16 protein-coding genes are annotated in these 13,521 nt (G+C 61.7%); 8 read left to right on the forward strand and 8 right to left on the reverse strand.

Going from position 1 to position 13,521, the window contains the following annotated elements; genetic code table 11:
* Nucleotides 1-86 precede the first annotated feature (86 nt).
* Entirely contained in the window at nt 87-893 is an 807-nt protein-coding gene (locus tag LDN75_RS17130) for a general stress protein (RefSeq protein WP_223933742.1), read from the reverse strand.
* Nucleotides 894-969: 76 nt separating this feature from the next.
* On the opposite strand from LDN75_RS17130, the gene LDN75_RS17135 reads away from it, so the two are divergent.
* The 3 genes from LDN75_RS17135 to LDN75_RS17145 are packed head-to-tail and all read left to right on the forward strand — an operon-like array spanning nt 970 to nt 4,105.
* On the forward strand, nt 970-2,253 hold the full coding sequence (locus tag LDN75_RS17135; protein WP_223933744.1) for a CBS domain-containing protein: 1,284 nt from the start codon (nt 970-972) through the stop codon (nt 2,251-2,253).
* Nucleotides 2,246-2,974: a DUF1003 domain-containing protein gene (locus LDN75_RS17140; protein ID WP_223933745.1), complete on the forward strand. Its 729-nt coding sequence runs from the start codon at nt 2,246-2,248 to the stop codon at nt 2,972-2,974. The genes LDN75_RS17135 and LDN75_RS17140 overlap by 8 nt, the downstream gene beginning before the upstream one ends.
* Nucleotides 2,975-2,977: 3 nt before the next feature.
* On the forward strand, nt 2,978-4,105 hold the full coding sequence (locus LDN75_RS17145; RefSeq protein ID WP_223933746.1) for an Mrp/NBP35 family ATP-binding protein: 1,128 nt from the start codon (nt 2,978-2,980) through the stop codon (nt 4,103-4,105).
* A 31-nt stretch (nt 4,106-4,136) separates the two neighbouring features.
* Here the strand turns inward: LDN75_RS17145 and LDN75_RS17150 are convergent, their stop codons facing one another.
* Genes LDN75_RS17150 through sigE form a run of 3 tightly spaced genes read right to left on the reverse strand, consistent with a single transcriptional unit; the run spans nt 4,137 to nt 6,154 of the window.
* A complete protein-coding gene (locus LDN75_RS17150; protein ID WP_223933748.1) occupies nt 4,137-4,535 on the reverse strand; it encodes a Sec-independent protein translocase TatB in 399 nt (132 codons plus the stop codon).
* A 31-nt stretch (nt 4,536-4,566) separates the two neighbouring features.
* Nucleotides 4,567-5,523, reverse strand: coding sequence for a hypothetical protein (locus LDN75_RS17155; protein ID WP_223933749.1), 957 nt, complete (start codon nt 5,521-5,523; stop codon nt 4,567-4,569).
* Nucleotides 5,524-5,530: 7 nt separating this feature from the next.
* On the reverse strand, nt 5,531-6,154 hold the full coding sequence (sigE, locus tag LDN75_RS17160; RefSeq protein ID WP_223933751.1) for an RNA polymerase sigma factor SigE: 624 nt from the start codon (nt 6,152-6,154) through the stop codon (nt 5,531-5,533).
* A 236-nt stretch (nt 6,155-6,390) separates the two neighbouring features.
* Here sigE and LDN75_RS17165 point away from each other — a divergent pair, with 236 nt between their 5' ends.
* Nucleotides 6,391-7,023 carry an O-methyltransferase gene (locus LDN75_RS17165; RefSeq protein WP_223933752.1) on the forward strand — a complete coding sequence of 211 codons (633 nt, stop codon included), beginning with the start codon at nt 6,391-6,393 and terminating at the stop codon, nt 7,021-7,023.
* Between the two features lie 126 nt (nt 7,024-7,149).
* Here LDN75_RS17165 and LDN75_RS17170 read toward each other — a convergent pair whose 3' ends face one another.
* The 4 genes from LDN75_RS17170 to LDN75_RS17185 all read right to left on the reverse strand — a co-directional run bounded on the left by LDN75_RS17170 (nt 7,150) and on the right by LDN75_RS17185 (nt 10,020).
* Nucleotides 7,150-7,317 carry a DUF3117 domain-containing protein gene (locus LDN75_RS17170; protein WP_064721643.1) on the reverse strand — a complete coding sequence of 56 codons (168 nt, stop codon included), beginning with the start codon at nt 7,315-7,317 and terminating at the stop codon, nt 7,150-7,152.
* A 229-nt stretch (nt 7,318-7,546) separates the two neighbouring features.
* Nucleotides 7,547-8,737: a hypothetical protein gene (locus LDN75_RS17175; RefSeq protein WP_223937616.1), complete on the reverse strand. Its 1,191-nt coding sequence runs from the start codon at nt 8,735-8,737 to the stop codon at nt 7,547-7,549.
* Between the two features lie 80 nt (nt 8,738-8,817).
* The gene (locus tag LDN75_RS17180; protein ID WP_223933754.1) at nt 8,818-9,159 is read right to left on the reverse strand and encodes a DivIVA domain-containing protein; all 342 of its coding nucleotides are present in this window, start codon (nt 9,157-9,159) and stop codon (nt 8,818-8,820) included.
* A 21-nt stretch (nt 9,160-9,180) separates the two neighbouring features.
* Entirely contained in the window at nt 9,181-10,020 is an 840-nt protein-coding gene (locus LDN75_RS17185; RefSeq protein WP_223933756.1) for a TIGR00730 family Rossman fold protein, read from the reverse strand.
* A gap of 163 nt (nt 10,021-10,183) precedes the next feature.
* On the opposite strand from LDN75_RS17185, the gene LDN75_RS17190 reads away from it, so the two are divergent.
* The 4 genes from LDN75_RS17190 to LDN75_RS17205 all read left to right on the forward strand — a co-directional run bounded on the left by LDN75_RS17190 (nt 10,184) and on the right by LDN75_RS17205 (nt 13,498).
* Nucleotides 10,184-10,939 (forward strand): amino acid ABC transporter ATP-binding protein, encoded by a 756-nt coding sequence (locus LDN75_RS17190; RefSeq protein WP_223933757.1) that lies wholly within the window; start codon nt 10,184-10,186, stop codon nt 10,937-10,939.
* A 76-nt stretch (nt 10,940-11,015) separates the two neighbouring features.
* Nucleotides 11,016-11,897: a glutamate ABC transporter substrate-binding protein gene (locus LDN75_RS17195; RefSeq protein ID WP_223933758.1), complete on the forward strand. Its 882-nt coding sequence runs from the start codon at nt 11,016-11,018 to the stop codon at nt 11,895-11,897.
* A 96-nt stretch (nt 11,898-11,993) separates the two neighbouring features.
* A complete protein-coding gene (locus LDN75_RS17200; RefSeq protein ID WP_223933760.1) occupies nt 11,994-12,644 on the forward strand; it encodes an amino acid ABC transporter permease in 651 nt (216 codons plus the stop codon).
* Complete coding sequence (locus tag LDN75_RS17205) at nt 12,641-13,498, forward strand: amino acid ABC transporter permease (protein ID WP_223933762.1); 858 nt, start codon at nt 12,641-12,643, stop codon at nt 13,496-13,498. Before LDN75_RS17200 ends, LDN75_RS17205 begins: the two co-directional genes overlap by 4 nt.
* Nucleotides 13,499-13,521 lie beyond the last annotated feature (23 nt).

Here is a 13,521-nt window from a genome sequence, read left to right on the forward strand (position 1 = left end):
AAAGCAGCACAAAGGAAAGGCCACCGGATGGATATTCCGGTGGCCTTTCCTTTGTGCTGCTTATTGATTTGGGCTGCTTGCGGGAACTACTGCTTGTGCGGGTCGTCGTTCCCAGGCTGTTGGTCCTCGTGCCGGGGTGCATTCTGGCCCTCGGTGACACGGACGCCGTACTGGGGGCGGCCATCCGGCAGATCCGGGAAGCGCACAGGTGATGGCGTCGGGTTTGGTGCAGGCTGTGCAGCGGGAGCCTGGGCGCCGGAAGCACCGGATTCGGTAGGCTCCGGTCCGCGCTGGCCATAAGGATCGTTCCAGGTGGCAGGACGGTCGGGCGCCTGGCCCGGCTGCTGGAATGGCGCGTTCTGCGCATTGTAATTCCGCGCCTGCCCAGACGCGGCCTGGGAGGCGTTCATGGGCAGTTGCTGGAGCAACCGGCGGGCTTCGTGGGCTGCCTCGATGGCAACAATGACGTCGTAGTTGGTGGCAACCACCTGGCTGGTGGACGTGAAGTCGCGCTTGCCCCGCTGCGTGGCGTACGTGGCGATCCCGAACAGCATGAAGAAAGCCGCGCCCATGAGCACAGAGGTGATGATGGAGAACGTGCCACCTGCCGGCGTGAAGAAGGAGAGCATGACGCCGACGAAGAGGCCGAACCACATGCCGCTCAAAGCACCCGACAGTGCCACGCGCGGATAGCTTAGGCGGCCGGTTACCCGTTCCACCATTTTGAGGTCGTTGCCCACGATCGATACCAACTGGACGGGGAACTGCTGGTCCGCGAGGTAGTCCACCGCCTTCTGGGCATCCAAATATGAGGTGTACGAGCCAACAGTGTCACCTTGGGGTACGCTGCGGGATTCCTCAACGGCTTTTGGAGCACCAAAAATGTTAGACATAGCCCCATTGTGTCGCATGTAGATGTGAAGCGGCTGGAATTCAGCTAAAAGAGAGCAGACTCGGTAGCCTGTAAACATGAGCACACATCCCTCACGCGTCTTTGTCGCGCGCCTGCTCGGCTTGGACGTCTTCGACCCCCTGGGCGATCGTTTGGGCCGGCTCCGCGACGTCGTCGTGCTCTCCCGGGGGTCCCGCGGAGCCCCGCATGTGGTGGGCATCGTGGTAGAAGTACCTGGCAAAAAGCGGGTCTTCGTACCCATGACCCGGATCACCTCCATCGACCAGACGCAGATCATCTGCACTGGCCTGGTAAACCTGCGTCGTTTCGAACAACGGGGTGCTGAAACGCTGGTTGTAGCAGAGATGTTTGATCGCAGGGTCACCCTGGCCGACGGCAGCGGAGACGCCACAATTGAGGACATCGCCATGGACCAGCACCGGTCCAAGGACTGGTTCGTCAGCAAACTCTTCGTCCGTCGCGGACATTCGTTGTCGCCCCTGAGCAGGCTGCGTCGCAATGAGACCCTGATCATCGACTGGGCCGACGCCCAAACCGGCGGCCACAACGAGCCGCAGGCGGCCACACAGTTCGTTGCCACGCACGAGGACCTCAAACCTGCCGACTTCGCCGAGGCCCTGCAGGAGATGAGCGACAAGCGCCGCTTTGAAGTAGCAAGCGAACTTCAGGACGAGCGCTTGGCGGACGTCCTCCAGGAGCTTCCCGAAGACGACCAGGTGGAGATCCTCTCCGCGCTGGACGTGGAACGGGCCGCCGACGTCCTGGAGGAAATGGATCCCGACGACGCCGCCGACCTTCTCGCCGAACTCCCCTCGGCGCAAGCTGAAGAACTGCTGCAGCTCATGGAGCCCCAGGAGGCCGAAGACGTGCGGCGTCTCCTGGAGTACGACGAAGACACTGCAGGTGGCCTGATGACACCGGTGCCCGTCATCCTTCCACCTGAAGCCACGGTGGCCGAAGCCCTGGCCCACGTGCGCCGTGAGGAACTCTCCCCCGCCCTGGCGTCTTCCATCTTCATCGCGCGTCCTCCCTTGGAAACGCCCACCGGCCGCTTCCTGGGCGTCGTACATATACAACAACTCTTGCGCTTCCCTCCTCCCGAACCGCTGGGCAACCTCGTTGACAAGAACCTTGAACCGCTCTCGGACCAGGCGCATATCAGCGAAGTAGCCCGAACGCTGGCCACGTACAACCTCAACTCGCTTCCCGTCGTCGACGACGACGGCCGCCTTGTGGGGGCGGTGACTGTTGATGACGTGTTGGATCACCTGTTGCCCGATGACTGGCGCGCTCACGAGGACGACGCCCCTGTAAGGAAACTCGGAGGCCGCATTGGCTGATAACCACGCCACCCGATCCCCCAGGTCCACTGGACGCGCAAACAATCCGGGGAGCCTCGACACGCCCCTCAGCGGGCGTCAACGCATACTGCCTAAGTTCTCCCCCAACCCGGACGCGTTCGGCAATGCCACGGAGGGCTTCGCCCGGTTCATGGGTACGCCGCAGTTCCTCGTCTACATGACGATTTTCTGTCTCTTCTGGCTGGCCTGGAATACGTTTGCGCCCACGGAGTGGCAGTTCGACCGTGTGGAGCTTGGCTTCACGCTCTTGACACTCATGTTGTCGCTCCAGGCTTCCTACGCCGCGCCGCTCCTGCTGCTGGCCCAAAACCGTCAGGACGACCGGGACCGCGTTTCGCTTCAGCAGGATCGCCAGCGCGCTGAGCGGAACCTGTCAGACACGGAATACTTGACCCGCGAATTGGCTTCCCTGCGTATCGCACTGCGTGAGGTCGCCACACGCGACTACGTCCGCGCCGAACTTCGCAGCCTGCTGGAAGACATCATCGATGCCCAGGAGGAACTGCGGGAGAGCGAAGCAGCGGCAGAGGGAAGCGAGTCCCCGGCCGATAAAGTCAAGGAGAAACTGAAGGAGAAGCGGGACAAGTCGCGTGGCCCACGCACGCAGCAAATTCCGAAGGTCCGGCCTCCGCGGGCCACAGGGCCTCAGCACTCCAGCGCGAAACCGGCCCCACCCGAAAATCCCGAAAGCCGAGCGTAACCCATGACCACTCCATCCGCCGAGGCACTTCACGCTGCCCTGGCAACCGTCATTGACCCCGAGTTGCGGCGTCCCATCACCGAACTCGGCATGGTGGAGTCCGTGGCAGCCAACGACGACGGCACCGTCCACTTGGCGGTGCTGCTGACGATCGCGGGCTGCCCCCTGCGCGAAACGATTACGGAGGATGCGACAACCGCCCTCTCCGGCGTGGCAGGTGTCACGGGCGTTGACGTAGAGCTGAAGGTCATGACCCCCGCCCAGCGCGAGGCATTGAAGGAACAACTCCGCGGTCCCGGCGGTCAACGGGGCATCCCCTTCGCCAAGCCCGGTTGCCTGACGAAGGTCTACGCCGTGGCGAGTGGCAAGGGCGGCGTGGGCAAGTCTTCCGTCACCGTCAATCTTGCCTGCGCACTGGCCGCACAGGGCCTCCGAGTCGGCATCGTGGATGCCGACGTGCACGGTTTCTCAGTGCCCGGGCTTATGGGCATCACGCAGAAACCCACCCAGGTGGACGACATGATCCTGCCTCCGGTGGCCTACGGGGTGAAAGTCATATCCATTGGCATGTTCGTTGCGGGAAACCAGCCGGTGGCATGGCGTGGTCCCATGCTGCACCGCGCCTTGGAACAGTTCCTCACGGACGTGTACTTTGGTGACCTGGATGCCCTTTTCCTGGACCTGCCTCCCGGAACAGGCGATATCGCCATCTCCGTGGCCCAGCTCCTCCCGAACGCCGAAATCCTCGTGGTGACCACCCCGCAGGCAGCCGCTGCGGACGTTGCCGAACGCGCCGGAACCATCGCCACCCAAACGGGCCAGAAGGTGGCCGGCGTCATCGAGAACATGTCCTTCCTGGAAATGCCCGACGGCGGCCGCATGGACTTGTTCGGAAGTGGGGGCGGTGCCGTCCTGGCTGAGCGGTTGAGTGCTGCCGTGGGCAGCGATGTGCCCCTTCTCGGCCAGATTCCGTTGGACATCCGGCTGCGTGAGGGCGGGGATGCAGGGAAGCCCGTGGTCCTTGGCGCAAGTGAAACTGCCGCCGCGAAGGCGCTGGAAGGGATTGCCGGGATGTTGGCGACGCGGCCGCGGGGATTATCCGGCATGCCGCTGGGAATCCAGCCGCGCTGAACGCACTGGGATTCGAAACGGCCTTGGAAGGCTAAGTAGCTTCCGTGTCGAAGGGCGCAGCCTCGCCCTCGGCCAGCCGCTCAATAATCCGGGCCGGAGCTTTGGGCTTGGTGTCTACTGCTGCGGACGCAACTGTTGCGGCAGCGGCTGGTGCGCCGGCGTTGACGGGCTTGGAATCGTCATCAAGCAAGGCATCCTTGATGATGCGCCGCGGATCGTACTGGCGGGGATCGTACTTCTTCCAGTCGACCTCATCGATGTCGATGCCGACTTCTTCCTTGATCTGCTCGCGTGCGCCAGAGGCCATCCGGCGGACTTCCTTCACCAGGTTGGCGAGCTTTTGAGTGTATTCGGGCAAACGGCTGGGACCGATGACGAGTACGCCGATAATCAGAAGGAGTATGAACTCCGGGCCGTTGATTCCAAACACGCTACGAAGATTACCTTGTCTGTGGTGCCGGTCATAAACCAGCGGGACGGAGCAATGTCCGGAGGCCGCGAATCATCCGTTCGGACCACGTCTCGGAGGCTTGCGAAGTTTTCATGCCAACCATGGAATCGCCTGCACGAACCAACTCGGGAACGGCGTCGTCGGCCAGGTCTGCTGGCAGGTCCGATGCATAACTGAGGACTGCCGCCGAGGTCCGGTATACGGCCTCCCACGGCGTCCCCTGGGTGACGGAGAGCTGCGCCGATGCAGATTGGCCGGCGCCGGCCAGGTCTGGGGCCTGCAGGTGCTCTTCCACGATAGTGGCGTAATGGCCGTTGCTTTCCAGCCGGAGTTCTACGGCCGGGTGACCGCTGTGCATGGTGGCCTGGGCTGAGACCACGTGGAAGCCCATACCGCCAAGTTCAGGGCATGCCCAACCTTGGTCCCGCAAGGCATCCAACTGTTCCGCACTCAATGTGACGGGTGAAGTGGGACGAAAGTCCGGCGTCGAAGCGGGTTCTGGCGTCACCATCAGCGCCGCAGGCCCACCGGTAAGCGCGCTGGAAACGGATGCGGCGTCGTTGCCTCCACCGATACGAGCCTGCGGCGTGGCATCTCCTGCCACCGCGTACGCCGCCACGGCCAGGGCGCCCGCACTCACCGTGAGAGTGCCAGCGGCCAGGCCGGCTATCCGAAGGCCCCGCCACGCTGCAGCCTGGGCCCTCGCATTACGGACGGGCGCTGCCGGCTCATTGGCGAGCCGTTGTGTGTGCTGAATCAAACGCGCCGTTAGGTCCTGGCTCGCTTCGGGCACGGCTGCTCCGCGAAGCCGTTCAAGATACTGCCGCTCCCTGTTCAGGGCAGCACGGCACTCCGGGCAATGCTGCAGGTGCTCTGGATTCCGGGTGTGGCGCAGGGCAGCCAGTTTGCGATGTGCAGTCAGTTTGCGACGTGGCAGTGCACCCGGACGAAGATCGCGTCGAGGCATCGACTACCTAAAGAATGCTTGCGATGCGAGGCATCTTCAGGCGGGGCTTACGGGCGTCAGCCGGGCGTGGGTCACGGTGGGCAAGCTTCTCCCGCAGCATGGTGCGGCCACGGTGGATACGGGACCTGACTGTCCCGAGCTTCACGCCCAGCGCTTCCGCCACTTCGTCGTAGGACAATCCTTCAAGATCGCACAAAACAACGGCGGCCCTGAAATCCGGTGGCAGTTCTTCCAACGCGCGCTGAACGTCAAGGTCCAGGTTGTTGTGCTCAAAACTCTGCTCGGGACCTGGCTCACGGCCCGGCAGGCGTGACTCGGCGTCCTCGGCAAGGGCGTCAAAGCGGATTCGGCTCTTACGACGCGCCTGGTCCAGGAACAGGTTGGTGGTGATGCGGTGCAGCCAACCGTCCAAAGTCCCCGGCTTGAAGTTTTCAAGGGAACGGAAGACCCTGACGAACACCTCCTGGGTGAGGTCCTCGGCGTCGAACTTATTTCCGGTCAGGCGATAGGCGAGGCGGTATACCTTGGCGGAGTGGTTGGCGACCACGTCCTCCCAGCTGGGCATGACCCAGTCCGTAGCGGCCTCAAGGCTCTCTGTTGTCTGGACTGGCGCAGCATGCGATGCCGGCATCGTCCACTCCCCTCAAACTGTGGTTCACCGAACTCCTCCGGTGCCGCCCACCGCGTGGATGACCGGATCAATATCATCCCAAGTTTGTCTGGGAATTTCCTGACTAACGCACAAATTCCACGCAAGGCGAAATCCGGCCACAGAAACAGTCCCGGACGACTGGAGAACACCGGGTTTGCAGCGCCGGACACAGTACGCTGGTACAGACACCCCTACGCGCGGAAAGCGAACCCTTCATGAGTGCCGACAAGTCAACCAGCTGGTCCTATGCAGAAGATCTGCCTGCTGAGGACGACGTCTTGTTGCGGGCCCGTGAGAGGTCCTTCGAGCTGGGGGTCAAGCCCATCAGCCCCGGTGTTGGTGCGGTGCTGACCGTCCTTGCCGCGGCTTCCAAGGCACAGACAGTAGTCGAGGTTGGTTCCGGCGCGGGAGTCTCGGGTGTTTGTCTTCTGCGGGGCCTGGGCCCCCAGGCCGTTCTGACAACTATCGACGTCGACGTCGAACATCTCAAGGCCGCCCGGGAAGCCTTCCTTGAGTCCGGCAGCCCCGCCAACCGGACCCGGACTATCTCCGGCAGGGCCGCCGATGTCCTTCCACGCCTCACGGACTCCGCGTATGACCTGGTCTTCATCGACGCCGACAAGCCGAACTTCCCCCGCTACGTTGAACAGGCTATCCGGTTGCTCAAGTCCGGTGGCACCTTGGTGATCAACGATGCCCTGGACAAAGACCGCGTCTCAAACCCAGCTGCCCGCGACTCCACCACTGTGGTTCTTAGGCAAGTCGGCAAATCCATTCGCGACGACGACCGCCTGGCCTCTGCAATGCTTCCCACCGGCGACGGGCTTCTGGTGGCTGTCAAGAAATAGTCAATTGCCCTTTAGCGGACATTTCTAAAAAGAACCGCCCCCTAAGAAAGGCGCTACTGCTTAAACAAAAGCAGGGCTCCGGCTCTCGCCGGGCCCTGGTCTTTTGAATCCAGCCTGCCTATGAATCTATTCGGTAACGCCCACAAGGCATTCCTTGAGGTTCTCCGCCTCCGCGGCATTGAGCTCGACAACAAGACGCCCTCCGCCTTCGAGCGGCACACGCATGATCAGGCTGCGTCCCTCTTTGGTTACTTCCATAGGGCCGTCGCCAGTACGTGGTTTCATAGCCGCCATTAGGAAAATCCCCTCCATTTGTCCCAAGTCACGCCCAACCCGGCCGGGCTGGATCCGCTTCGCAATTGCAGCCGGCGGCACCGCTTGGGAGGCCGCCTTGGCCGGGCACTTTTAGGTGCTTTTGTCCTTGCTCGTATTCCATTATCCCGTACTTACCCGTCCGTAGCGAATCAATGGACTAATTGCCGCGACACGCAACAAAGACACTTCCCGACGGCGGCCTGTGGGGTTATGGGGGATAGTCACCGCCCCCGGGCAATGGGGCCCAGGCCCAAAGCCACACGACCCAGACGATCTGGAGGAGGACAAACATGACCACGACCGTCCCCCGGTACGCCTTGGATTTGGAGAGCAGCGCCGCGGCCAGCGCAAGCGGGAAGAGCGGGAGGAGCATACGGAAAGTACTTGTCTGGGGATGCAGGAACACAAGCAAGTAGCCCATGTAGGAGGCACACCAAAGGCGCATTTCCGTTCCCAGCGCCCGGACAGGCTTTGAGACCATCAGCAGCACGAACAGGCCGACGAAAATGAAGGGCGCCAGCACGCCAAGAACCGGACCGAACAGCATCCTTCCGGTATCGAACCACGGTTTGAAGGGCACCAGGTCATGTCCGCGCCATGCGGTTTCCGTCCGCGTGTAGGCGCTGGGATCCCCGGTCACTGCCCATGCGATTGCGGGCCACGCAAGTGCTCCAAGCCCGGTGGCCAGCACCAATGCACCCAGGGACAGCAGTTCTGCCGTGGCCGAAGCAGTGGCCCCGGGCTGGGTATCCGGGCCTGATGGCCTGAACCGCTGCCAGAGCCGCCACGCCAAAAGGAGGCCCAGCATGGCAGCGAACGGAACACCGGTGGGCCTGGAAAGACACATCAACAGCACTACCGGTACAGCTGCCAGGTAATGTCGCCTGACCACCAGGAGCAGCGAGCCGGACAGCAACAACAGGTTTAAGGACTCTGCATAGGGCACCTGGAGAATCGGCGATACCGGGAAAGTGGACACGAAGATAACGCCCCACATGGCAGCGCGCCGGCTGGCCGCTTCCCTGAACAGCTTGAAGATCACCAAAGCAGCACCAAGGCCCGCAACCATGGCTATTGCGGTGAGGGACTGCAGGGTCCCGAGGCCCGTGATGGCAGTGAGTCCCCGCCCCAGGAACGGGAACAGCGCATAAAAGGCCCAGGCGTTCTCCTTGACTACCCCGTTGGCATCGACCGGGAGCACGGAGGGGTAGCCGTTGTCCGCCGCCTGCGAATACCAGCGTCCATCCCAGATGGTGATGAAGTTCCAGTAGTCCGGCCCGGGCGGGAACCATGGATTCACTCCCTGGTGAACGGCGGCAGCCATAAAGATGCAGGCGCTGACCACCCGGGCCACCACAAAAACCAGGGAAACCTGCAGCCACCACGGCCAGCGCGACATGCGTGCCCCCGCGGCGGAAATACCCCGCGAAAGGCGCGCAGTGAGCCCCTCCCCGCCAACACGGGTAGGGGCAGGTGTGCTCACGGTGTGGTCCGCTTGGCGTCGCCGTCCTCAAGCTTTGGTTGGACCAAGGCGCTGAGTCTCTCGATCTCACGGTCCTTGGCCACCAACTGGTCCCGTAGCTCGTCAAGGACCTGATCTACCTGGTCCATTCGATAGCCGCGCAGCCCTACGGCAAAGCGCAGGGCGTCGATGTCGGCCGCCCCGGCCTTCTCCGGGAGCAGGACCGGAGGCAGGTTGGGCAGGGCGTCGTCCAGGCCCGCCCCCATGGAAGCGCCCCGGATGATGCCTGCCCCGAAATACAAAGCGGCACCAATGAGTACAATCGCGACAAACACCAGGAAAAAGCTCACAGCCACCATCGTGCCAGAAACAGCCGCCGCCTACTCCGGGCGCTGGTTTCCATTGGTGGTGGCTGGAAGCGGGGCACCGTGCAGTACGCGGTGGACAGCATCGGCAGGGTCATCCACCAGTTGGATCAGGTCCAGGTCCTTTTCGGAAACCATTCCTTCGGCGACCAGAGTGTCCCGGATCCACTCAATCATTGGGCCCCAGAAGCGAACGCCCAACAGAACAATGGGGAACGAGGTCACTTTGCGTGTTTGTACCAGGACCATGGCCTCGAACAACTCATCCAAGGTGCCAAGCCCGCCGGGCAACACGACGAAGCCCTGGGCATATTTCACGAACATGGTCTTGCGGGCGAAGAAGTACCGGAAGTTGATGCCCAGGTCCACCCATTGGTTCAGCCCCTGTTCGAACGGCAACTCAATACCCAGCCCGACGGACACGCCGTTACCCTCCACAGCGCCCTTGTTGGCCGCTTCCATGGAGCCCGGACCGCCCCCGGTAATCACGGCAACGCCGGCTTCAGCCAGCTTGCGTCCTACATCGACTGCCATCTCGTAGTACTCGGTTCCCGGCTTGGTCCGGGCTGAACCGAAAACACTGACGGCAGGACCAATGTCAGCCAACGCACCAAAACCTTCAACGAATTCGCTCTGAATCCTCAGGACGCGCCAGGGGTCGGTGTGGATGAACTGCCCGGCACCACTCGTGTCCAGCAAGTGCTGATCGGACATTCCCGTGTCCGCCTGTTTGCGCCGCAGCTCCAAGGGGCCCTTGTGCTTGGCCGGTGCAATCTCCGAGGGCAGGGGCACGGGGACGCCCGCGACGCGACCATTCGCGTCCGGGCTGGGAATCGGGTGCTGGCTAATGCTCATTGCCCAAGGCTAGCGCGGATAAATGCCAGCGCAGACGCTACGACGCGGTTCTTGCATTGCAGTCTGGTATATCGCTGGAGGGCAGGTTTCTGTTCAGTCACGATCTGGAGGAACTTGCCGTGACCGTGGTCATAATTGTGTCTTTGTTCGCTAGATTCGTCCTATGACTACTCAAGTGTCCGGCGATGCGCTCGTCTCCCTGAACAGCGTCAACAAACACTACGGTCAATTGCACGTCCTCAAAGACATCAACCTCCAGGTTCGGAAGGGTGAAGTCGTCGTGGTCATCGGGCCGTCCGGCTCCGGAAAGTCCACGTTGTGCCGTGCCATCAACCGTTTGGAAACGATCGATGACGGCGACATCGCGATCGACGGGAAGAAGCTCCCGGAAGAAGGCAAGGAACTCGCCCACCTGCGTGCAGACGTCGGAATGGTCTTCCAGTCCTTCAACCTGTTCGCCCACAAGACGATCCTTGAGAACGTCACGCTGGGACCGATCAAGGTGAAGGGCGTCGCCAAAGGCACGGCGGAACGGGAGGCCATGGCCCTCCTGGAACGCGTCGGCGTCGGCCACCAGGCTCCCAAGCTTCCCGCCCAGCTTTCCGGTGGCCAGCAACAGCGTGTGGCCATTGCCCGCGCGCTTGCCATGAAGCCGAAGGTGATGTTGTTCGACGAGCCCACGTCGGCTCTGGACCCCGAAATGATCAACGAGGTCCTGGACGTCATGATCCAGCTGGCAAAGGAAGGCATGACCATGATCGTGGTCACCCACGAGATGGGCTTTGCCCGCAAGGCCGCCGACCGGGTGGTATTCATGGCCGATGGCCAGATCGTGGAGGATTCAACACCCGAGGAATTCTTCACCAACCCGAAGAGCACCCGCGCCAAGGACTTCCTGTCCAAGCTTTTGACCCACTAGCTCCCTGCTGACCCGCATCCAGGCCCGCACGGACCGCACCCAGGCCCTACGCCGGCCAACCAATGAAAGGAATGTCATGAAGAAGGCTTTTATTACCCGGAGGAAATCTCTCCTGGTGGCCGCTTCGGCTGCACTGGCCCTCTCGCTGAGCGCCTGCGGTGGAGGCAGTGGCACCACCACTCCCCCCGTCGCCTCGGCGAGCTTCGAGGCCGGCACCACGATGGCGAAGCTGAACCAGGCCAAGAAGATCACCATTGGTACCAAATTTGACCAGCCGCTGTTCGGCCAGAAGGGCCTGGACGGCAAGCCTGTTGGCTTCGACGTCGAAATCGGCAAGGCAATCGCCGCCAAGCTCGGCATTGAACCCGACAAGATCGAGTGGGTGGAAACAGTTTCCGCCAACCGTGAACCGTTCATCGAACAGGGCCGCGTTGACATCGTCATCGCCACTTACACCATCAATGCCGCCCGCAAGGAAAAGGTCTCATTCGCGGGCCCGTATTACGAAGCCGGCCAGGCCCTGCTGGTGAACAAGGACGACAACTCCATCACCAAGCCCGAGGACGTGAAGGGCAAGAAGGTCTGCTCTGTCACAGGTTCGACACCGGCAAAGACCATCGTCGAAAAGTACGGTGCCGAGCTCGTTCCGGCAGCAAACTACACCGCTTGCCTTGAGCCGTTGCGTAACAAGCAGGTTGTGGCCGTCACCACGGACAACGTGATCCTTGCCGGTTACGTTGACAAGGAACCGGACGCCTTCAAGCTCGCTTCTGACCAAACGTTCACGAAGGAGCCGTATGGCATTGGCCTGAAGAAGGATGACACGGTGTTCCGCAACTGGATCAATGACCAGCTTGAGGCATTCGCCAAGGACGGCACATACAAGAAGGCTTGGGAAGCAACAGCAGGAAAGGTCATCAAGACCGCTCCCGAGCTGCCCGCCATCGACCGTTACTAGCCGGAAACCGGTGGCTGCCGCCGTCCCCTTGCGGGAAGGGTGGCAGCCACCGACCTTGAGGACTCTCTACCTTTCCGCAGCAGCCGAAGGAAGCCAATGGACGCCATCTTCGAAAGCCTCCCCCAATACTGGGACGGATTTCTCCGAACCCTGTTTCTAGCCGTCGTTTCCGGCGTGATTGCACTGGCAGCAGGTACCCTCCTCGCCGCAATGCGTGTCTCGCCCGTGGCAGCCTTACGGGGCTTCAGCACGTTCTATGTTGAAGTCGCCAGAAACACCCCACTCACAATTATTTTCTTTTTCTCAGCAATCGTGCTTCCCCGGCTCGGCGTCAAATTCGAACAGTTTGAAGTCGCCGCCATCATCGCACTGAGCAGCTACACGGCAGCGTTTGTTGCCGAGGCCGTGCGATCCGGCGTCAACAGCGTCCCGGTAGGACAAGCCGAAGCAGCCCGCAGCATCGGCATGACGTTCACGCAGGTTTTGGGCCTTGTGGTCCTTCCACAGGCTGTTCGCACCGTAGTACCCCCGCTGATCAACATCATGATTGCCCTGGTCAAGAACTCATCGGTCGCAGGTGCATTCTTCGTCCTGGAGCTCTTCGGCTATGGCCTGCAGTTGTCCAATAGCCATGGTGACGCAGTCATGTGGATCTTGATCGGTGTGGCATTCTTCTACCTGCTGATCACCGTGCCCCTGGGCTTGTTGGCCCACTTCGTCGAGAAAAAGGTGGCGATTGCCCGATGACTTCGGTTCTCTATGACGTACCAGGCCCCAAGGCCCGCCGCGTTTCCCTCATTGGTTCGGTTGTCGGGTCCATCATCATCGCCGGTGGCGTGGTGGGAGCCATCGTCATCCTGTCTTCGCAGGGCATCTTCAACGCCTCCCGCTGGGAAGTCTTTGTTAACGAATCTGCCAAGGATGTTTGGACGCAGCTCGGTTACGGCGTTCTTGCCACCCTGCAGGCCGCCGGCGTTGCAGCCGTCATTGCCTTCCCCCTCGGAGTCGCACTGTGTTTGCTCCGCATTTCCCTGATCTCGTGGGTTCGGGTTCCCACACAGGTGGTGCTTGAGTTCCTGCGCGGTATGCCCGTTGTCCTGATGATCCTGTTCGTACTGCTGGTGTTCGCCACCACCCCGTTCGTGGCAGTTGTTAGCGGCCTGGTGTTGTACAACGCAGCGATCTTTGCCGAGATCCTTCGCGCAGGCATCCAGTCCCTCCCGAAGGGACAGCGCGAAGCCGGATTGGCGATCGGTCTTCAGAGCTTCCAGTCCCGGATGAGCATCGAATTCCCACAGGCCATCCGCCGCATGCTCCCATCGCTCATTGCGCAGTTGGTAGTCCTGCTCAAGGACACCTCGCTGGGCTACATCGTGGCCTACGAGGAGCTGCTGCGAAAGGTCAAGCTGATTTCCGACCTCGAGCCCAGCCTTTTGTTCTCTGCATTCTTCGTTGGTGCCGCGATCTACATCCTGATCAACTTGTCGGTGTCCCGCCTCGCGATCTGGATCGAACGCCGCGGTTCCAAGAAGGCTGCCGGCGGGGTGGCTTCGGCCATCAAGACAGTCGACCTCCAGGTGGACGCCGGCGGCCCTAAATAAGGGATCTCCCGTCCAGCTTCAGC

The sequence above is a fragment of the Arthrobacter sp. StoSoilB5 genome (genome assembly GCF_019977235.1).
In the GTDB taxonomy this organism is placed as follows: domain Bacteria; phylum Actinomycetota; class Actinomycetes; order Actinomycetales; family Micrococcaceae; genus Arthrobacter.

Coding starts and splice junctions, on each gene's coding strand:
- LDN75_RS17155 (WP_223933749.1), bottom strand. CDS start 5,523: ATGCCTCGACGCGATCTTCGTCCGGGTGCACTGCCACGTCGCAAACTG.
- LDN75_RS17175 (WP_223937616.1), bottom strand. CDS start 8,737: ATGTCGCGCTGGCCGTGGTGGCTGCAGGTTTCCCTGGTTTTTGTGGTG.
- LDN75_RS17185 (WP_223933756.1), bottom strand. CDS start 10,020: ATGAGCATTAGCCAGCACCCGATTCCCAGCCCGGACGCGAATGGTCGC.
- LDN75_RS17195 (WP_223933758.1), top strand. CDS start 11,016: ATGAAGAAGGCTTTTATTACCCGGAGGAAATCTCTCCTGGTGGCCGCT.
- LDN75_RS17170 (WP_064721643.1), bottom strand. CDS start 7,317: ATGGCGGCTATGAAACCACGTACTGGCGACGGCCCTATGGAAGTAACC.
- LDN75_RS17205 (WP_223933762.1), top strand. CDS start 12,641: ATGACTTCGGTTCTCTATGACGTACCAGGCCCCAAGGCCCGCCGCGTT.
- LDN75_RS17135 (WP_223933744.1), top strand. CDS start 970: ATGAGCACACATCCCTCACGCGTCTTTGTCGCGCGCCTGCTCGGCTTG.
- LDN75_RS17200 (WP_223933760.1), top strand. CDS start 11,994: ATGGACGCCATCTTCGAAAGCCTCCCCCAATACTGGGACGGATTTCTC.
- LDN75_RS17165 (WP_223933752.1), top strand. CDS start 6,391: ATGAGTGCCGACAAGTCAACCAGCTGGTCCTATGCAGAAGATCTGCCT.
- LDN75_RS17190 (WP_223933757.1), top strand. CDS start 10,184: ATGACTACTCAAGTGTCCGGCGATGCGCTCGTCTCCCTGAACAGCGTC.
- LDN75_RS17145 (WP_223933746.1), top strand. CDS start 2,978: ATGACCACTCCATCCGCCGAGGCACTTCACGCTGCCCTGGCAACCGTC.
- LDN75_RS17130 (WP_223933742.1), bottom strand. CDS start 893: ATGTCTAACATTTTTGGTGCTCCAAAAGCCGTTGAGGAATCCCGCAGC.
- sigE (WP_223933751.1), bottom strand. CDS start 6,154: ATGCCGGCATCGCATGCTGCGCCAGTCCAGACAACAGAGAGCCTTGAG.
- LDN75_RS17180 (WP_223933754.1), bottom strand. CDS start 9,159: ATGGTGGCTGTGAGCTTTTTCCTGGTGTTTGTCGCGATTGTACTCATT.